The organism is Pseudomonas zhanjiangensis, assembly GCF_041027545.1.
Lineage (GTDB): Bacteria > Pseudomonadota > Gammaproteobacteria > Pseudomonadales > Pseudomonadaceae > Aquipseudomonas > Aquipseudomonas zhanjiangensis.
On sequence record NZ_JBFTEG010000035.1, the window covers coordinates 1 to 15,441 of the forward strand.

Sequence of the window (15,441 nt, forward strand, 5' to 3'; positions counted from 1 at the left end):
GGGGGCTGAGCTGGCCTAGTTGAGCCAGCCAGTGGTGAAAGGCTTGAGTATCCATGAGCGGCAGACCTCCCGAGCGGATGCCTGCCTTTCAGATTAGTTCTTGCAACACATCATTGGGACATAGCCATCAAAATACTGACGCCAGCAGACCGACACCATTCGTCGGCGACCACCAGCCACTGGGCAGCGAACCGGACATTGATCAGCCCCGCTGCCGGCCGAAGCGGGTAGAATGCGCGCCCCGCCGTGCAGGGATGCACCGCGGGCTACACAAGGACGCGACCCACGAGGACTTCAACATGCGCACACTTCTTACCCTGGCTGGCTGCCTGCTGCTCGGCGCTTGCGCCAGCGACCCGCAATCGACCTACGAGCAAGCGGTACGAGCCGGTAGCGGGCCGATCGCCAAGAGCAATCTGGAAGCCATCCATAACGTCCAGGCCATTCCGCTACCGGTAAATCCCGGACCGGAGCTACCCAGCTGGCGCATCGACGCCGAGCAACCGCGGCTGGACTTCGGCAGTTCGCTGTCCAATTACCGGGTGTTTTCCCTGCAGCTCAAGCAGGGCGAGCGCTACCGGCTTAGCGTCAACTCCCTGTGCCATGCGCCCTGTCTGGGCTTCAGCAAGTTCGCCCTCAAGCCTCGGGCACTGCTGCTGGATGCTTACGGCAGCGTGATCGCCAGCAAGCCGTCGCGCGTCTCGGCACTGCTCGGCCAGGTCAGCCTGGGCTGGGATGGCGAGGCCCCGGAAGACGGCACCTACTACCTGCTGGTGGCGGCGGACAACGACGAGATCGGCCGCACCATCGTGATCGACGATGCCTGGCTAAACAACTCGCCGCTGATGGCGGTGAACGTTGGCATGCAGAGCGCCCCCTTCGGCCGGATCAACGCGTTTTCCACCTCCGTGACCGAGTGACGAACCAGCCCCGGACGCCCCTGTTCGGCGCCCGGCGGCAACTTGCCCCGCCATGCCGGATTGCCGCCGATTCGCGCGACTATTGATCCCGGGCAAGGTGCCTGGACGATTGCACCTTACCCTGTGGGCCTCTCTCAGCCACGCCCACGAGTAATTGCATGAGCACCACTTCCGCCAGCATCTGCGACGCAGCCGACCGCCTGCAGGGCTTCGTCGGCTTGAATGCCAAGACCGGCCAGCACCTGATCCGCTTCAGCGAGGATTCCTTCGGCCTGGACGTGCCGGCGCCCAGCATCATCCCGACCTGCGAATTCGTCTGGCAGGCCCTGGGCGGCGAGCAGATGATCCTCAAGCGCGAGCGCATCCAGTTGCTGCTCGACCAGCACATCGACGACCGGCTGAACATCGGCGAGCCGCTGCGCATCTATATGCGCCGCCAGGACCTGCCGGAAATCACCGCCGAGCGGCGCCTGCGCCACGCCTGAACAGAGCATCAGGCGCCGACCCCGGCGAGTAGCTGGCGGCTGCGCTCGAACCAGGCCAGGAGGAAGTCCGCCAGCACCTGGGTGCGCCTGGGCAGCCCGGCCTGATAGGGGTGCACCAGGAACACCGGCGTGCTGCGCGTCTGGTAGTCGCGCAGCAACCAGCGCAGGCGGCCATCGGCCAGCTCCTCGTGCAGCATGTAGGACGGCAGGCGGGCGATCCCCGCGCCGCACAGCGCGGCCTTTTTCAGCAGGCCGTACTGGTTGCAGGCCAGCGGTCCGGCCACCTTGACCCGGATCAGCTCATGTCGGCGGTGGTACAGCCACTGCTCCGGGCCGCTGAAATGGCTGTTGATCAGACAGCTGTGCCGCGCCAGCTCCTGCGGCGTCAGGGGCTCGCCGTGCCGCGCCAGATACTCCGCACTGGCGCAGGTCAGTTCCTGCATGGCGAACAGCGGCCTGGCCACCAGGCGCTCGTCGGCCTCAACCACCGAGCGAATCGCCAGGTCGAAGCCATCGCGCACCAGGTCGCGGCGTGCGTTGTTCAACTCCAGCTCCAGGCGCACCTGCGGGTACTGGCGGGCGAACTCCAGCAGCAGTGGCTCGAAGAAGGTCTCGCCGAGGGACACCGGCACCGTCAGCCGCACCGTCCCGGCCAGGCTGTCCTGGGCGCGCAACAGGGCCTGCCGCGCCCGCTCGGCCTGCACCTGCAGTGCCTGCGCCTCGGGTAGCAGGGCCGCCCCGGCGGCGGTCAGGCTCAGGCGCCGGATGGTCCGGTGCAGCAGGCTGACACCGAGGCCGTTTTCCAGCAGGCGCATGCGCTTGGACAGCTGACCCTTGCTGCAACCCAGGCGCTCGGCCGCGCGGGTGAAGCTGCCCGCCTCAACCAGCGTGGCAAAGGCCGAGAGGTCATCCAGTTCGCTCATGGGCACTCCGTGATTGTTTCCAAATGGAAACCAAATCTTTCCAATTAGATGGATTATCGCCGGCAATCATCCCTCTAGACTGGCCAGCACAGCAACCCACTACGGAGACGACCCCAGATGAAAATCCTCTTGATCGGCGCCAGCGGTACCATCGGCCAAGCCATCGACCGTGAACTCAGCCAGCGCCACCAGGTCGTGCGCATTGGCCGCAACAGCGGTGAGTTGCGCGTGGATATCCGCGACACGGACTCGATTCGCGCCCTGTTCGAACAGACCGGAGGCTTCGATGCCCTGGTCAGTGCCGCCGGCGCCGTGCATTTCGGCGCTCTGGAGGAGATGAGCGCGGCGCAGTACGCCATCGGTCTCGAGGACAAGCTGATGGGCCAGGTCAACCTGCTGCTGATCGGCCGCGACTATGCCAACGACGGCGCCTCCTTCACCCTGACCAGCGGTATTCTCAGCGAAGACCCGATTCGCTACGGCAGCTCGGCAAGCATGGTCAACGGCGCACTGGACAGCTTCGTACGCAGCGCGGCGATCGAACTGCCGCGCGGCCTGCGGGTCAACGCGGTAAGCCCGACCGTGCTGGTGGAGTCGATGGACAACTTCGCCCCCTACTTCCGCGGCTTCAAGCCGGTCCCGGGCGCCGAGGTCGCCCTGGCCTACGCCAAGAGCGTGGAAGGCGCGCAGACCGGCCAGGTCTACCGGGTGCTCTGAGGCCGCCGGATGCTCAAGCCAGGGCCCTGGCCAGCAGCGCGCCGCCCAGAGCCACCGCCACGGCCAGCAGCGCCAGGCCGATCAGCGCCCGCGCACCGAGCCGCGAAGCGGGCCTGGCCGCTGGTGTGGCGGCCGGGCTGGCCACCGGGCGGTGCAAGGGATTGGCGCTGGCGGGCGTGCCCTGGGGCTTTTGCCGCTTGAGCGGCTTGGGCAGGTCGACGGCGCGCATGAACTGGGTCGCGTCCTCGTCCTCGCCCTCGACCGGCGCCTGGGTGCCCCGGGGGCCGATCACCAGCAGGCTCACCGAGCCGATCCTGAGCTGATCGCCCGGCTGCAGCAGCGCGGTAGCCACCTTCTGCTGGTTGACCCGCACGCCACCGGCCGAGGCCAGGTCCTTGACCTCCAGCACGTCCCCCTTGAGGAAGAACTCGCAGTGCCGGCGCGACAGCTGCGGGTCGCTGAAACACAGCTCGCACTTAACCGAACGGCCGAAGGTCATCGAGCCGTGAATATGGAATTTCCGACCCTCGTGCTCGCCCTGGATCACCTGCAGGAACCAGCGGGCAGCGGGCGCGGCCGTCGGCGTGGCCCGGGGCTTGCTCGGGTCGACCAGCAGCAGCACCACCTGGCCCAGGCGCACACGGTCGTCGGCACGCAGCTGATAGCGCGCGCCGATGCGTTCGTCGTTGACGTAGGTGCCTGCCTGGCTGCCGCTATCGCTCAGGTAGTAGTAGCCCTGCTCCTGACGGATTTCCGCGTGAAACGGGCTGATCTCGGCATCGTCCAGCACCAGCGCGTTGCGGCTGTCCTGGCCGATGCTGAAGCGCTCGTCGACCAGCCAGACGGGCGCTTGACGGTTATCGCTGAAGTCGATTCTGAGCATATCCGGCAGTTACCTGGGTAGAGAATGCGACGCCCGACGGCTCGATGCGGCCGGCGCGCGGGCGGTCGCGGTCAGTTATTGAACAGCTTGTTCCACAGTCGTTTGATCGGATTCTGCCTGGCCTGCTGCGGCTTTGCCGCCTCGGCGCTGCGCGTGGCGGCGGGCGCACGCAGCGGCCGCGCCGCCGCTACGCGCTGCGGGTGACGGTCATAGAGTTGTAGCAGGGTTTCGTTGTCCGGCTCCACTTCCAGGCCCTGCTTGATCGACTCCAGGGCCAGGTCGAACTGACGCCGCGCATAGGCCTGCTCGCTGCCCTCGATAAAGCGCTGAGCCACCCGATTCAGCCCGGCCAGGGCCAGCAGATTGTCTGGCTGCCAGCCGAGCACCTGGCGGAAGTAGAAGGTCGCGCTGTCGTCTTCGGGCATCAGCAGGCGATCGTCGGCAAGCCGCTGTTCGGCCAGGTCCAGGTAGCCGACGATGCGCGCCTGGAGCACGCGCTGCAGACCATCGAGCGCCTTGCCGTTGTCCGCATCCAGGGCCAGCGCCTGGCGAAACAGGTAATCGGCATTGTCCTGCGGCGGCTCCAGCAACTGGCCGGCGTCGAGGCGCTGCTCGGCGCGGGCCAGGAAGTCGGCGATCTGCACCTGCCGATAGCCGAAATAGCCCGCAGCGCCGGCTCCCCCCAGCAGCAACACGGCCAACAGCCCCCAGGCTAGGCGCGGGCGCCACGACCCGCCGGCCGCGGCCGGCACGCTGTGCGCCCGCGGGTCGCCGGCGTCCGGCTCCGGCTGCAACTCGTCCAGGCTGGCCAGCAGCACCTTGCAATCGGCGAAACGCTCGTCCGGGTCCTTGGCGAGCATCCGTTCGAGCAGCCACTGATAGTCCTGCAGCGGCGCCGACAGCTGTGGCACCGGCATCTGCACATGGTTCATCACGGTCTGGGTATAGCTGGCGCCGCGATAGGGGTTGGCGCCGCTGAGCAACTCCAGGAGGATCACCCCCAGGCTGTAGATGTCGCTGCGCGCATCCAGCGTCAGGCACTGCGCCTGCTCGGGGCTGCTGTAGGCCGGGCTGCCGACGGCGATGCCGGAATGGGTCAGGTCGTGGTCCAGCGTCACCTGCTTGGCCACGCCGAAATCGGTGAGCAGCGCGGTGCCGTCTTCGCGAAACAGGATGTTGGCCGGTTTGATGTCGCGGTGCACCAGGCCGTGATCGTGGACCACGGCCAGGGCACTGGCGATCTGCCGGATGATCCGCAACGCCTGCTGCGGCTCGAACAGCTCGCCCTTGTGCCGGGACAGGTCACCACCGGCAACGAACTCCATGGCCAGGTAGTCACGGCCGTCGGCGAGCCGACCGATGTCGTGAATGGTGATGATCGAGCGGTGGTGCAGCGAGGCGACCATGTGCCCTTCCTGCACGAAGCGTTCGCTGAACGCCTGGTCATCGACCTGGCGCAGCACCTTGAGCGCGACCTTGCGCTGCAGCGACAGCTGGGTGGCCAGGTAGACCTCGGCCATGCCGCCCTGGCCAAGGCGAGCATGCACGTGGTAACCGGGGATCTCGATCAGCTGTTCATTCATGGACATGGCTGCACATCGGCGGATTAGGGTCTGAGGGGTTTGAACAGCCTGCCGAGCAGGCCACGCGGGCGCTTCGCCGCGTTCACCGGTGCCGGCACCGTGGCCTCCCGCCCCAGCACGATGCAGGAGATATTGTCGTGCCCGCCCATCAGGTTGGCCGCCCCGACCAGCGACGCGACCATCGCCTCGAGGCTGCCGGCATTGGCGCAGAGCTGCTGAATCTGAGCATCGGTCAGCTCACCGGTCAAGCCATCGCTGCACAGCAGGAGCAGCTCGTGCGGCTGCAGGTGCCCCTCCACCAGTCCCACCTCGAGCGCCTGGTCGGGACGCCCCAAGCACTGGAAGATCACTCCGCGACGGGGATGCTGGCGCGCCTCGTCCAGGCTCATTTGGCCGGCGTCGATCATCGCCTGGACCCAGCTGTGATCGTGACTCAGACAAGCGATGCCATCGGCATCGAGCCGGTAGGCGCGGCTGTCGCCGGCCCAGGCGATCTGGAAATCGGCGCCGAGGAAACGCACGGCGACCAGGGTGGTGCCCATGCCTCGGCACTCGCGATCCGCCTCGGCGGCGGCCAGCACGGCGCCATTGGCCGCATGCACGGCCTCCGACAGAGCCGCGCCGCTGGCACAGGCGTCCTGCAGAGCCTGCAGCGCCATGGCGCTGGCCACTTCGCCGCAGTTGTGCCCGCCCAACCCATCGGCAACGGCCCACAAACCGAGTTCGGGACAACACAGCAGGGCGTCTTCATTGTGTTCGCGCACCTGGCCGGCGACGGTCTGCGCCGCATAGGCCAGGGGCTGATCATTCGGCGTCATCGATAGACTCGCTTGTCATGACTGCACGCCCCTGCAGGGACGTTGGCGACTCTGACATGATGCGACCCCCGTCCCGCGCTGTCATCGCTTGTGCCAAGTTTTGCCGCGAACTGTTAACCAGTCCAAGCCTCGCGCCCCCCGCCAGGCATCGCCGGTGCACGGCGAAGCGGTTATCCTGACGCGACCCGCCGTGGCGCAGATCTGGCCCAGCGCCCACGCCGCCCCTTCCAAGGCCCGACACCGAACCAGCATGACCCCATTGCACGTCCAGGCCCTGACAGCGCTGTCCAGACCCTTGGCGCACAAGTTCTATCGCGCCCAGCACTCGCCCATGCGCGCCCACCGCCACGACCGGGTATGGGTCGCCCTGCAGTCCGAGATTGTCGCCGCGCTCTGCCTGCGGCCCGTGCCGCCCGGGCACTGGCTGACCGGCCTGCTGGTCGCACCCGCTTATCGGCGCCAGGGTGTCGCCTGCCGACTACTCGAGCAGGTGCTGGCGGAAACCGAGGGCCCGGTCTGGTTGTTCTGTGATCCCGAGCTGGACGCGTTCTATCAGCGCCTGGGCTTCACCCAGTGCCTCGAGTTGCCCCCCGCACTGGCCGAGCGGCTGGCCCGCTATCGGCGCAGCAAGCCGCTGATCGCCCTCTACCGCTGAGCCGCCTACCCCTTGCCAATAGCCAGCCACGCAGTCGGCCAGGGTGATGGCACAAATACTGGCACTTTGTTCAGGTTGCACGCTTGCCAGGCGCAGGCGCGCTCTGCATGCTAGGGGCATAACAACTACAAGCACCGGCCATGGCTAAGCAAGCTCTGCGACTGCTCAAGCGTCTGCGTAATGACTTCCAGCTATCGATCATCACCCTGATGGGGCTGTTCGGTGTCCTAGGCATTTCGCCCTACGCCATCTATCGCCTCAGCCAGGGCAACTACCTGGTCGGCAGCGCCGATACCATCATCGTGTCGTCCACGGTGCTTGCCGTGCTCTATGCCTGGCGTACCGGCGACACGGTGAAGCCGGGCATCGGCCTGGCCATGGTGTTCTCCCTGTGCGCCACGCTGATCGCCATCAACCTGGGCGTCAACGGCCTGTTCTGGATCTACCCGCTGATCCTCTTCAACTTCTTCATGGTCTCGCCGGGCAAGGCATTGCTGATCACCACACTGGTCCTGACGGTCCTGGTGAGCTACTCGCTGGCCGTGCCGGGAACGGTGTTCGAAAGCCATTACCAGATGGTCTCGTTCCTGGTCACCGGCCTGATGGCCAGCGCCCTCACCTTCATCTTCGCCTACCGCACCAGCAGCCAGCGCGACCAGTTGCAGGCGCTGGCGATCCGCGACCCGCTGACCGGGGCGCGCAATCGCCGGGCAATGAACGCCGAACTGAAGATTGCCGTGGCCAGCCATCGCCGGCACGGCATCAGCCATGGCGTGCTGGTGATGGACCTGGATCACTTCAAGCGGATCAACGACAGCTATGGCCACCAGGCCGGCGACAAGGTGCTGGTGGACTTCGTAGAACTGATCATGTGCTCGACACGGGTCGAAGACCGCCTGTTCCGCTTCGGCGGCGAGGAGTTCCTGCTGCTGCTGCCCAACACCGACCGGCCGGGCCTGATCGCCGCCGCCGCCCACCTGCAGCGCCAGGTCGCCCAGGGCCTGCAGGGTCCTGGCGGGGCCGTGACCATGTCCGTCGGCGGGGCCATCCTGCGCCCGGGCGAGCACTGGGAAAGCTGGCTGCAACGGGCCGACAGCCGCCTCTACCAGGCCAAGAGCGCCGGGCGCAACTGCACCATCATCGACCCGGAGCCGCAGACTCCGGAAGCGGCAAGCCTCTGACCGCCCCACCCCCGGGGCGCCCGGTTTCGCCCTCGAGGAGTACAATTAGCCAGTAGTCCAGCTGAGCGGTTCAGGCCTGCGGGAGCATGCCATGCATCGACATTATTTCATCAGCGACGACCTGGACGATCTCGAACGCATCGAGAACGAACTGGAGGCCGGCGGTATCGACAGCGTGCACATCCATGTGCTCAGCGAGTGCGAATCCGAGGTGGGCCGCCATCACCTGCACAAGCTCTCGCTGCTGCTGAAGAAGGACGTGGTCAATTCCGGCTGCAAAGGGGCCGTGGTCGGCACACTGCTGGCCGGCCTGCTGCTGGCGTTTGCCTATATCGGCGGCTGGGCGGACGGCAATGTCGGCTGGACGCCCTTCATCCTGCTGGCGGCCTCCCTGGTTGGCTTCTGCGCATGGGACGGTGGCTTCCTCGGCATGCAGCAATGCAACCGCTGCTTCCGCCGCTTCGAAGCCTGCCTGCGCGACGGCCACCACGTGTTCTTCGTCGACGTCGATGACAAGCAGCAAGCCATCCTCGATCAGGTCGTGGCCCGGCATCCGCTGCTGCAGGGCGCCGGCACCGGCACGGCGACCCGGCTCTGGCTGCCGGGCTGGCGAGACGGCTAGCCAGCACGGCTAGACGGGGCTGCCAACGCATGCGTTCACCGCCCCCCCCCGGGCCGCTGTAACAAATCGAGCCCGGCCCAGTCTATTGAACGCATCTTCTGGAGAGACGGGTTATGAAAAGACGTTCCTTGCTTCGGGGCATCGCCTTGCTCCCGACCCTGCCGCTTCTGGGCAGCCATGCCTCCACCAGCCTGGCTGCAGCGGTCGGCGCGGGCGTGACAGTCAGCCCGCTGGACAAGCCGCACAGCGCCTGGCGTGATCTGCTGTCGCCCGAGGCCTACGCGGTGCTGTTCGAGGAGGATACCGAGCGCGCCGGCAGCAGCCCGCTGAATGACGAGAAACGCGCCGGCACCTATATCTGCGCGGCGTGCTATCTGCCGTTGTTCGACAGCCAGCACAAGTATGAGAGCGGTACCGGCTGGCCCAGCTTCACCCAGCCGATCGAGGGCCATACGGCCACCAAGCGCGACTTCAAGCTGATCTTCCCGCGCACCGAGTACCACTGCGCGCGCTGCGGCGGACACCAGGGCCATGTGTTCGACGACGGCCCGCCACCGCGCGGCGAACGCTGGTGCAATAACGGCGTGGCCTTGCGGTTCATCCCCGAAGATCAACCCTTGCCCGCACTCAGGAGCTGAATATGATCGCTAAAGCCCCACTCTGGCTCAGCCGCGGACCACTGATCGCCGCCGCCGCGCTTCTCGCCGGCCTGCTCGGCGCGTGCGGGCCCACCTCGGCCGAAAGCCCTCCGGCGGCCGAACCGATGAGCAGCGACAGCAACCAGGACGTGGGCGTGGCGGTGTTCGCCGGCGGTTGCTTCTGGTGCACCGAGGCGGATTTCGACAAGGTAGCCGGTGTCCTGTCCACCACCTCCGGCTATATCGGCGGGCATGTGGCGAACCCCAGCTACCAGCAGGTCTCGGCCGGTGACAGCGGCCACCTGGAAGCGGTCCAGGTGCGCTACGACCCGAATCAGACCAGCTATGCCAAGCTGCTCGAGGCCTACTGGCCAACCATCGACCCGCTGACCCCGAATGCCCAGTTCTGCGACCACGGCTCGCAGTACCGCAGCGCAATCTTCTACAGCACGCCCGAGGAAAAGGCCCTGGCAGAGGCCTCCAGAGACGCCCTGCAAGCCTCGGGGCGTTTCAGTCAGCCGATTGTCACGGAAATCCTTCCGGCCACCTCTTTCTATCCGGCCGAGGACTACCACCAGAACTACTACCAGAAGAATCCGCTACGCTATGCCTACTACCGGCATGGCTGTGGGCGCGATGCACGGCTGGAACAACTCTGGGGCAAGAAGCACTGAGCGCCACAGACCTGCGCCAGGCCGCAGGAGGCCTGGTGCAGGCTTCTGGCCTGCATGAGGCGCACTGTGGGTAATGGGTAAACAGGGCCAGACCCGCCCAGAAACAACAAAGGGCTAGCTTGCGCTAACCCTTTGATTTGTTTGGTGCCGTTGAGAGGAATCGAACCCCCGACCCCATCATTACGAATTATAGCGCCCAGCTACTAAGGGAATGCTATTGACTTTTAATAAGGTACGTAAAGCCCTATGTTTACCGGAAGCCATCCGGTTACGAGTTAGAAGGTGACCTACCGGCTTTTAAGGATCAACCTTACTATCCCGTTACTAAAAAGGTTCTCCCATGCCCAACACGATCAAGCTCACGCAAAGCGCCGTGAAGGGGCTCCCCTTCGTCCAGCCCGACGACAAGAAGCGCCAGCACCTGTACTTCGACACCGAACTCAAGGGACTGGGCGTCTGCGTGGGCGCGAAGGCTAAGACCTTCTTTGTTCAGCGCGACATCAACGGTAGGTCCGTCCGTACCTCCATTGGGCGTTATGGCGTGTTCACCGTTGAGCAGGCCCGGGAGGAGGCGCGCGAACTCCTCATGAAGATGACCAAGGGGATCAACCCGAACAAGGAGGCGCAGGCGAACCAGGCGCAGACGGTCACGCTCAAGGACGGGCTCGCGCTCCACCTCAAGTCGATGAACGCAAAGGGGCGCAGCAAGCGCACCACGGATGACTACGAGTACCGCATGACCCGTTATCTTCCCGACTGGCTGGACAGGCCGCTTGCCTCGATCACGCGGACCGAAGCCCGCGAGCGTCACCACAAAATCGCCGCCGACATTGCTGCTGGCAAGTACGCGACCGTGACCCCGAAGAACGGGAAAGCGTACACGAAGGAGCGCAACGAGGACTCCGGACGCTATCAGGCAAACGCCGTGTTCCGCGTATTCCGGGCCATCTACAACCGCGTGACCCGCGAGTATGAGCGGATGCCCGATAACCCGTGCATTGCCATTGACTGGTACCGCGAGGAGGAGCGGGACGCCGCCATTGCGGAGAAGGACTTGCCCCACTGGTACGCGGACGTGTTGGGCATGGACAACCCGATCCGCCGGGACTTCCTCCTGTTTGTCCTGTTCTCGGGCCTTCGTCGCCGCAGCGCCGCAAGCGTGAAATGGGTAGACGTGAAGTTTGGGGAACGCGCCCTGTTCGTGCCCAATCCGAAGGGCGGCAAGGACCGGGCCTTTCACCTACCGCTGTCAGACTTCCTTGTTGGCCTCTTGAAGAAGCGGCAGGAATGCGAGCAGGCAAAAACCATCTTCCCGGATTCGCCCTATGTGTTCCCGGCGGAAAGCAAAAGTGGCCACATCAGCGAGCCCAAGGTAAAGCTGTCCATCCCATTCTCCGTCCACGGCCTGCGCCACACCTTCATCACGCAAGCCTACCAACTCGGCATCCCGGAGCCAGTTATTCAAGTGCTGGTCAATCACAGCGTTTCGGCGCGGTCCAGCCGCAAGATCACGCGGGCCTACTACACGCCTGACCAAGAGTACCTCCGCGGGCCAATGCAGCAGATTACCGACCGGATGCGATTGCTGTGCGAAGGTGAGAAGAAAAGCCAGAAAGGACGGGGCATAGCAGAAATGGAAACCCTAAAAAGTAAATATACTTCTTAAATTTCAACAACTTAGACTCCTAGAAAGACTTTACTGTGGACGATTCGAGACTTAGACTTCCCCCGTAGCCCTCGGGATTGTCCCGGGGACAATGAGTCGAAGCCGGACTGCAAGGGCACGGGGCGGAGCGTGATGCGATAGCCGAGCCGGAGCAGTCCGATACCTGAGCGTGATGCGAAGGGGCGTCGTGAGCCAACTATGGCCCGCCGCCCTTTCTTCGTTTGTGGTGTGGGCCGATTGATCGGAGTTCCCGACCATGACCGAAGACAACCGCATTGCGCTCCGTCCCGCGCACGCCGCTGCTTTCCTGGGCTGCTCACCGGCCACGCTCTGGCGCTGGACCAAGACCCTCGAAAGCTTCCCTCAACCCCACAAGATCCCCGGCCAGCGCCTCACCGTCTGGTTCTGCGATGAACTGGCCCACTGGCGCGATTCGAACATGCGCCGGGGCGCCAAGCGCAAAGCCTATCTGGAACTCGCCCAGCAATGCGCCGACAGGAACCCGGAGGCCTCCGATCCGCACCCATTCGTGCACGCCTTCCTCCTCGCCGGGGGTGAATCTCTCGCCGCGCTCGCGGTTGAAACCGACCTCCCGGAGGAGGGCTTACGCCGCTTGGCGAAGCCGGGCGGCAACTATGACCTGACCGATGAGGCCTTGAAGGCAATCTTTGCTCAGGCCATCGCCCAAGTGCTGCACCGGGAGAAGGTGCTACGCAAGCGGCTGGAGGAAAATCCCGAACTGGAAGAAAGCCCGACTTTCCGCGGGACCCTCCATGACCTAGACGAAGCCCACCGACTGACCTTCGGGCGGACGCTGATGCACTACCTGATTGAGGAGGGCCGCGGCAATGGAAACGCGTGAACTCCTGACCCGTGAGCAGGTCGCCCAGATCCTCTCCGAACTCCAACCAAGCGTGTTCACCACGGAGGAGGCCGCGCAATACCTGCGCCTGTCCCGTCAAACGCTCGAACTCCTCCGCCTGAATGGCGGTGGGCCGCGCTATGCGAAGCTGGGCCGCTCCGTCCGCTACCGCCGCGCCGCGCTTGATGAGTGGTTGGCCGCCAACGAACAAAACCACACGGCGGAGGGCGCGCAATGACGCCTATTGAGTTTCTGACCCGTCTGCGCCCGGCTGGCCCATGGTGCGTGACCGCGATCCCGCCGGAGGGTGGCGCAACCGAAACGCGCACCTTCAAGAACGCCGATGAAGCGGAAGCATGGATTGCCCAACACAACGGCAAGCGCAACCTTTACTACACCGTGGGCACTGTGGCGGAGCCGATCAACAAGAAGCCGACGAAGGCCGACATTGCCACGCTCGAATATCTGTGGGTGGACGTGGACCCGTTCGCGGGTGAGGATCTACAGGCCGAACGTGCGCGCATACTCGCAATGCTGAAGGGTGCTACACCAGCGCCGACAGTGGTTGTCGATAGCGGAGGCGGATTCCAAGCCCTGTGGGAGCTGTCGGAGCCCCTACCCATCACCGACCCGGCGGAGGCCGAACGCTACAACCGCGATCTGGAACGCATCTTCAAGGCGGACTCCTGCCATAACGTGGACAGGCTGCTCAGGCTCCCGGGCTCGGTGAACATCCCGAACGCGAAGAAGCGGGCGAAAGGCCGCGAGACCGCAGAAGCCAAGGTGTATTGCTGGAATGACACCAGCTATCCCCTGTCGGCCTTCAACGCCGCGCCGCCGACGAACTCCGCCGCCAGCACGAAGCCCTGCCCTGCCACCGGGAAGGCATACGCGCCGGTGTCGATGGGCGACGGTACAGCCGTGGGCGTCGATGAGCTGCGCGGATGGGCAATAACAAACCGGACGACGATCCAGGATCACACGCTTGCCCTCGTGGCGACTGGCGCTGACCCTATCGACCCGCAACGCTACCCGTCGCGCAGTGAAGCCCTGTTCCGCGCCGTCTGCGATCTTGTCCGCGCGGGCCTGCCGGATGAATTGATCTTCGGTGCGATTACCGACCCGAACAATGGCATCAGCGCCAGCGTCCGGGAACAACGCAACTGGCAGGGCTACGCACAACGCCAGATTGAGAACGCTCGCGCCGCCTGCGCCGATCCGACCCTTGAGGAAATGAACATGAAACACGCCGTGCTGCTTCAGGAGGGCGGCAAGACGCGCGTGCTGTCGTGGGAGCGGACGGAGCTGGACGAGGACCGTCTTGTGCCGGTGCTGCAATCATTCGAGGACTTCCGCAACCGCTACATGCACCGCCTCGTGGAGTACCCGACCGACAAGGGCGTGGGCTACAAGCCGCTGGGTAAATGGTGGCTTGAACACAGACAGAGGCGCGAATACCTCGCCCTGCGCTTCTTCCCCGGCAAGCCCGAGGAGGTGGACGGCTACCTGAATATGTGGCGCGGCTGGTCGGTGATGCCCAAGGAGGGCGACTGGTCGCTAATGCGTGAACACGTCCGCCGCATCCTTGCCTGCGGGGACGAAGCATGTGCCGACTACATCCTGCGCTGGGCCGCATGGGCGGTGCAGAATCCAGGCGAGCCTGCCGAAGTGGCACTGGCCCTGCGTGGCGGTCGAGGCACCGGCAAGGGAATCTTCGCTCGCTCACTCAGGCGCCTGTTTGGCCAACACGGTTTGCAGATCAACTCCCCGGGCCAGCTCACCGGCCGCTTCAACGCACACTTGCGGGACTGCTGCCTGCTGTTCGCGGACGAGGCAATTGTCCCCGGCGACAAGGCAGCGGAAAGCGTGCTGAAGGGCCTCATCACCGAACCTGAGCTGACGATTGAGGGCAAAGGCGTGAACCTCGTGCAGGCGCGGAACCGACTGCACGTTGTTATGGCCTCGAATGAGGAATGGGTTGTGCCCGCCGGGATTGATGAGCGCCGGTTCGCCGTCTTCGAAGTGTCCAGCCAGCACGCGCAGGACAGCGACTACTTCCGCGCCATCGCAGAGCAACTGCAGGACGGCGGCTTAGCAGCCATGTTGTACGACCTCCTGACGATGGACCTTGGCGAATGGCACCCTCGCCGGAGCGTCCCCCAGACCGAGGCCCTGCACGCGCAGAAGGCAGCAACGGTCGCCGGCATCGACGCCGTGTTTCTCGACCTGCTGCGCACCGGCGAGATACCCGCGCGCCGCTGGGTCGGGCTCTCTCAGCCGTTCCTCGCAACCGCCGACCTGCGCGACTACGCGCAGACACGCCTGCGTCGTGATGATGTGACCTTAAACGCGGTGAACAAGCTCATGCGTGATCTGGGCTTCGAATACCACGACCGGAGCCGCCCTCGGGGCTTCGTCATCCCGCCATTACAGGATGCACGGGCTGCGTGGGACCGGGCACGAATGCCGATGCGCTGGGACGACCTGACGGAGTGGGCGGAGCTGGGGGCCGATAGTTACTCGGCAGCAGCACGGGGCACGGCGCCTTTTTGAAGGTCGGTTCATGTACCGACCTAGGCCGATACTTTTTTGCAAGGTCGGTAGTGCCGAGAACCCAGCCCCGCTGGGCTCTCGTGCTATCTGTACCGACTTATCCCTCTTAGCCGTCGTTTTTCTTCACTAGGCCGTGTAGTGGTCAACCCATCCCGGACAGTGGGTTAAGTTTTTCTTCGGCCACCGCAGGTGGTAGCCCGTCGTTGTATTGATGCGGTCTGATCCAGTTGTAACGGTGCATCAAGTAATGACTGATGTCCC

16 protein-coding genes are annotated in these 15,441 nt (G+C 64.9%); 12 read left to right on the forward strand and 4 right to left on the reverse strand.

Features of this window, described 5'->3' with window-relative positions:
• Positions 1 to 299: 299 nt before the first annotated feature.
• Positions 300 to 920, forward strand: a complete 621-nt coding sequence (locus AB5S05_RS21565; RefSeq protein ID WP_369289563.1) for a hypothetical protein — start codon at positions 300 to 302, stop codon at positions 918 to 920.
• A 158-nt stretch (positions 921 to 1,078) separates the two neighbouring features.
• On the forward strand, positions 1,079 to 1,405 hold the full coding sequence (locus AB5S05_RS21570; RefSeq protein ID WP_369289564.1) for a DUF2025 family protein: 327 nt from the start codon (positions 1,079 to 1,081) through the stop codon (positions 1,403 to 1,405).
• An 8-nt stretch (positions 1,406 to 1,413) separates the two neighbouring features.
• Here the strand turns inward: AB5S05_RS21570 and AB5S05_RS21575 are convergent, their stop codons facing one another.
• Positions 1,414 to 2,328 (reverse strand): LysR family transcriptional regulator, encoded by a 915-nt coding sequence (locus tag AB5S05_RS21575; protein WP_369289565.1) that lies wholly within the window; start codon positions 2,326 to 2,328, stop codon positions 1,414 to 1,416.
• Between the two features lie 117 nt (positions 2,329 to 2,445).
• Here AB5S05_RS21575 and AB5S05_RS21580 point away from each other — a divergent pair, with 117 nt between their 5' ends.
• Positions 2,446 to 3,045, forward strand: coding sequence for a short chain dehydrogenase (locus AB5S05_RS21580; protein WP_369289566.1), 600 nt, complete (start codon positions 2,446 to 2,448; stop codon positions 3,043 to 3,045).
• Between the two features lie 13 nt (positions 3,046 to 3,058).
• Here AB5S05_RS21580 and AB5S05_RS21585 read toward each other — a convergent pair whose 3' ends face one another.
• From AB5S05_RS21585 to AB5S05_RS21595, 3 genes are all read right to left on the reverse strand, one after another.
• Positions 3,059 to 3,928 carry an FHA domain-containing protein gene (locus AB5S05_RS21585; RefSeq protein WP_369289567.1) on the reverse strand — a complete coding sequence of 290 codons (870 nt, stop codon included), beginning with the start codon at positions 3,926 to 3,928 and terminating at the stop codon, positions 3,059 to 3,061.
• 71 nt (positions 3,929 to 3,999) lie between these two features.
• On the reverse strand, positions 4,000 to 5,511 hold the full coding sequence (locus tag AB5S05_RS21590; protein ID WP_369289578.1) for a serine/threonine-protein kinase: 1,512 nt from the start codon (positions 5,509 to 5,511) through the stop codon (positions 4,000 to 4,002).
• A gap of 23 nt (positions 5,512 to 5,534) precedes the next feature.
• Positions 5,535 to 6,329: a PP2C family protein-serine/threonine phosphatase gene (locus AB5S05_RS21595; RefSeq protein WP_369289568.1), complete on the reverse strand. Its 795-nt coding sequence runs from the start codon at positions 6,327 to 6,329 to the stop codon at positions 5,535 to 5,537.
• A gap of 250 nt (positions 6,330 to 6,579) precedes the next feature.
• Here AB5S05_RS21595 and AB5S05_RS21600 point away from each other — a divergent pair, with 250 nt between their 5' ends.
• From AB5S05_RS21600 to AB5S05_RS21640, 9 genes are all read left to right on the forward strand, one after another.
• On the forward strand, positions 6,580 to 6,984 hold the full coding sequence (locus tag AB5S05_RS21600) for a GNAT family N-acetyltransferase (RefSeq protein ID WP_369289569.1): 405 nt from the start codon (positions 6,580 to 6,582) through the stop codon (positions 6,982 to 6,984).
• 140 nt (positions 6,985 to 7,124) lie between these two features.
• On the forward strand, positions 7,125 to 8,165 hold the full coding sequence (locus AB5S05_RS21605) for a GGDEF domain-containing protein (protein ID WP_369289570.1): 1,041 nt from the start codon (positions 7,125 to 7,127) through the stop codon (positions 8,163 to 8,165).
• Between the two features lie 91 nt (positions 8,166 to 8,256).
• Positions 8,257 to 8,787 (forward strand): magnesium transporter, encoded by a 531-nt coding sequence (locus AB5S05_RS21610; protein WP_369289571.1) that lies wholly within the window; start codon positions 8,257 to 8,259, stop codon positions 8,785 to 8,787.
• 113 nt (positions 8,788 to 8,900) lie between these two features.
• Entirely contained in the window at positions 8,901 to 9,425 is a 525-nt protein-coding gene (gene msrB, locus AB5S05_RS21615; RefSeq protein ID WP_369289572.1) for a peptide-methionine (R)-S-oxide reductase MsrB, read from the forward strand.
• A gap of 2 nt (positions 9,426 to 9,427) precedes the next feature.
• Positions 9,428 to 10,099, forward strand: coding sequence for a peptide-methionine (S)-S-oxide reductase MsrA (gene msrA, locus AB5S05_RS21620; protein ID WP_369289573.1), 672 nt, complete (start codon positions 9,428 to 9,430; stop codon positions 10,097 to 10,099).
• Between the two features lie 340 nt (positions 10,100 to 10,439).
• On the forward strand, positions 10,440 to 11,765 hold the full coding sequence (locus AB5S05_RS21625; protein ID WP_369289574.1) for a tyrosine-type recombinase/integrase: 1,326 nt from the start codon (positions 10,440 to 10,442) through the stop codon (positions 11,763 to 11,765).
• A 256-nt stretch (positions 11,766 to 12,021) separates the two neighbouring features.
• The gene (locus AB5S05_RS21630) at positions 12,022 to 12,627 is read left to right on the forward strand and encodes a helix-turn-helix transcriptional regulator (RefSeq protein WP_369289575.1); all 606 of its coding nucleotides are present in this window, start codon (positions 12,022 to 12,024) and stop codon (positions 12,625 to 12,627) included.
• Positions 12,614 to 12,865, forward strand: a complete 252-nt coding sequence (locus tag AB5S05_RS21635; RefSeq protein WP_369289576.1) for a helix-turn-helix transcriptional regulator — start codon at positions 12,614 to 12,616, stop codon at positions 12,863 to 12,865. Before AB5S05_RS21630 ends, AB5S05_RS21635 begins: the two co-directional genes overlap by 14 nt.
• The gene (locus tag AB5S05_RS21640; RefSeq protein WP_369289577.1) at positions 12,862 to 15,180 is read left to right on the forward strand and encodes a DUF5906 domain-containing protein; all 2,319 of its coding nucleotides are present in this window, start codon (positions 12,862 to 12,864) and stop codon (positions 15,178 to 15,180) included. The genes AB5S05_RS21635 and AB5S05_RS21640 overlap by 4 nt, the downstream gene beginning before the upstream one ends.
• The last annotated feature ends 261 nt before the right edge of the window (positions 15,181 to 15,441 follow it).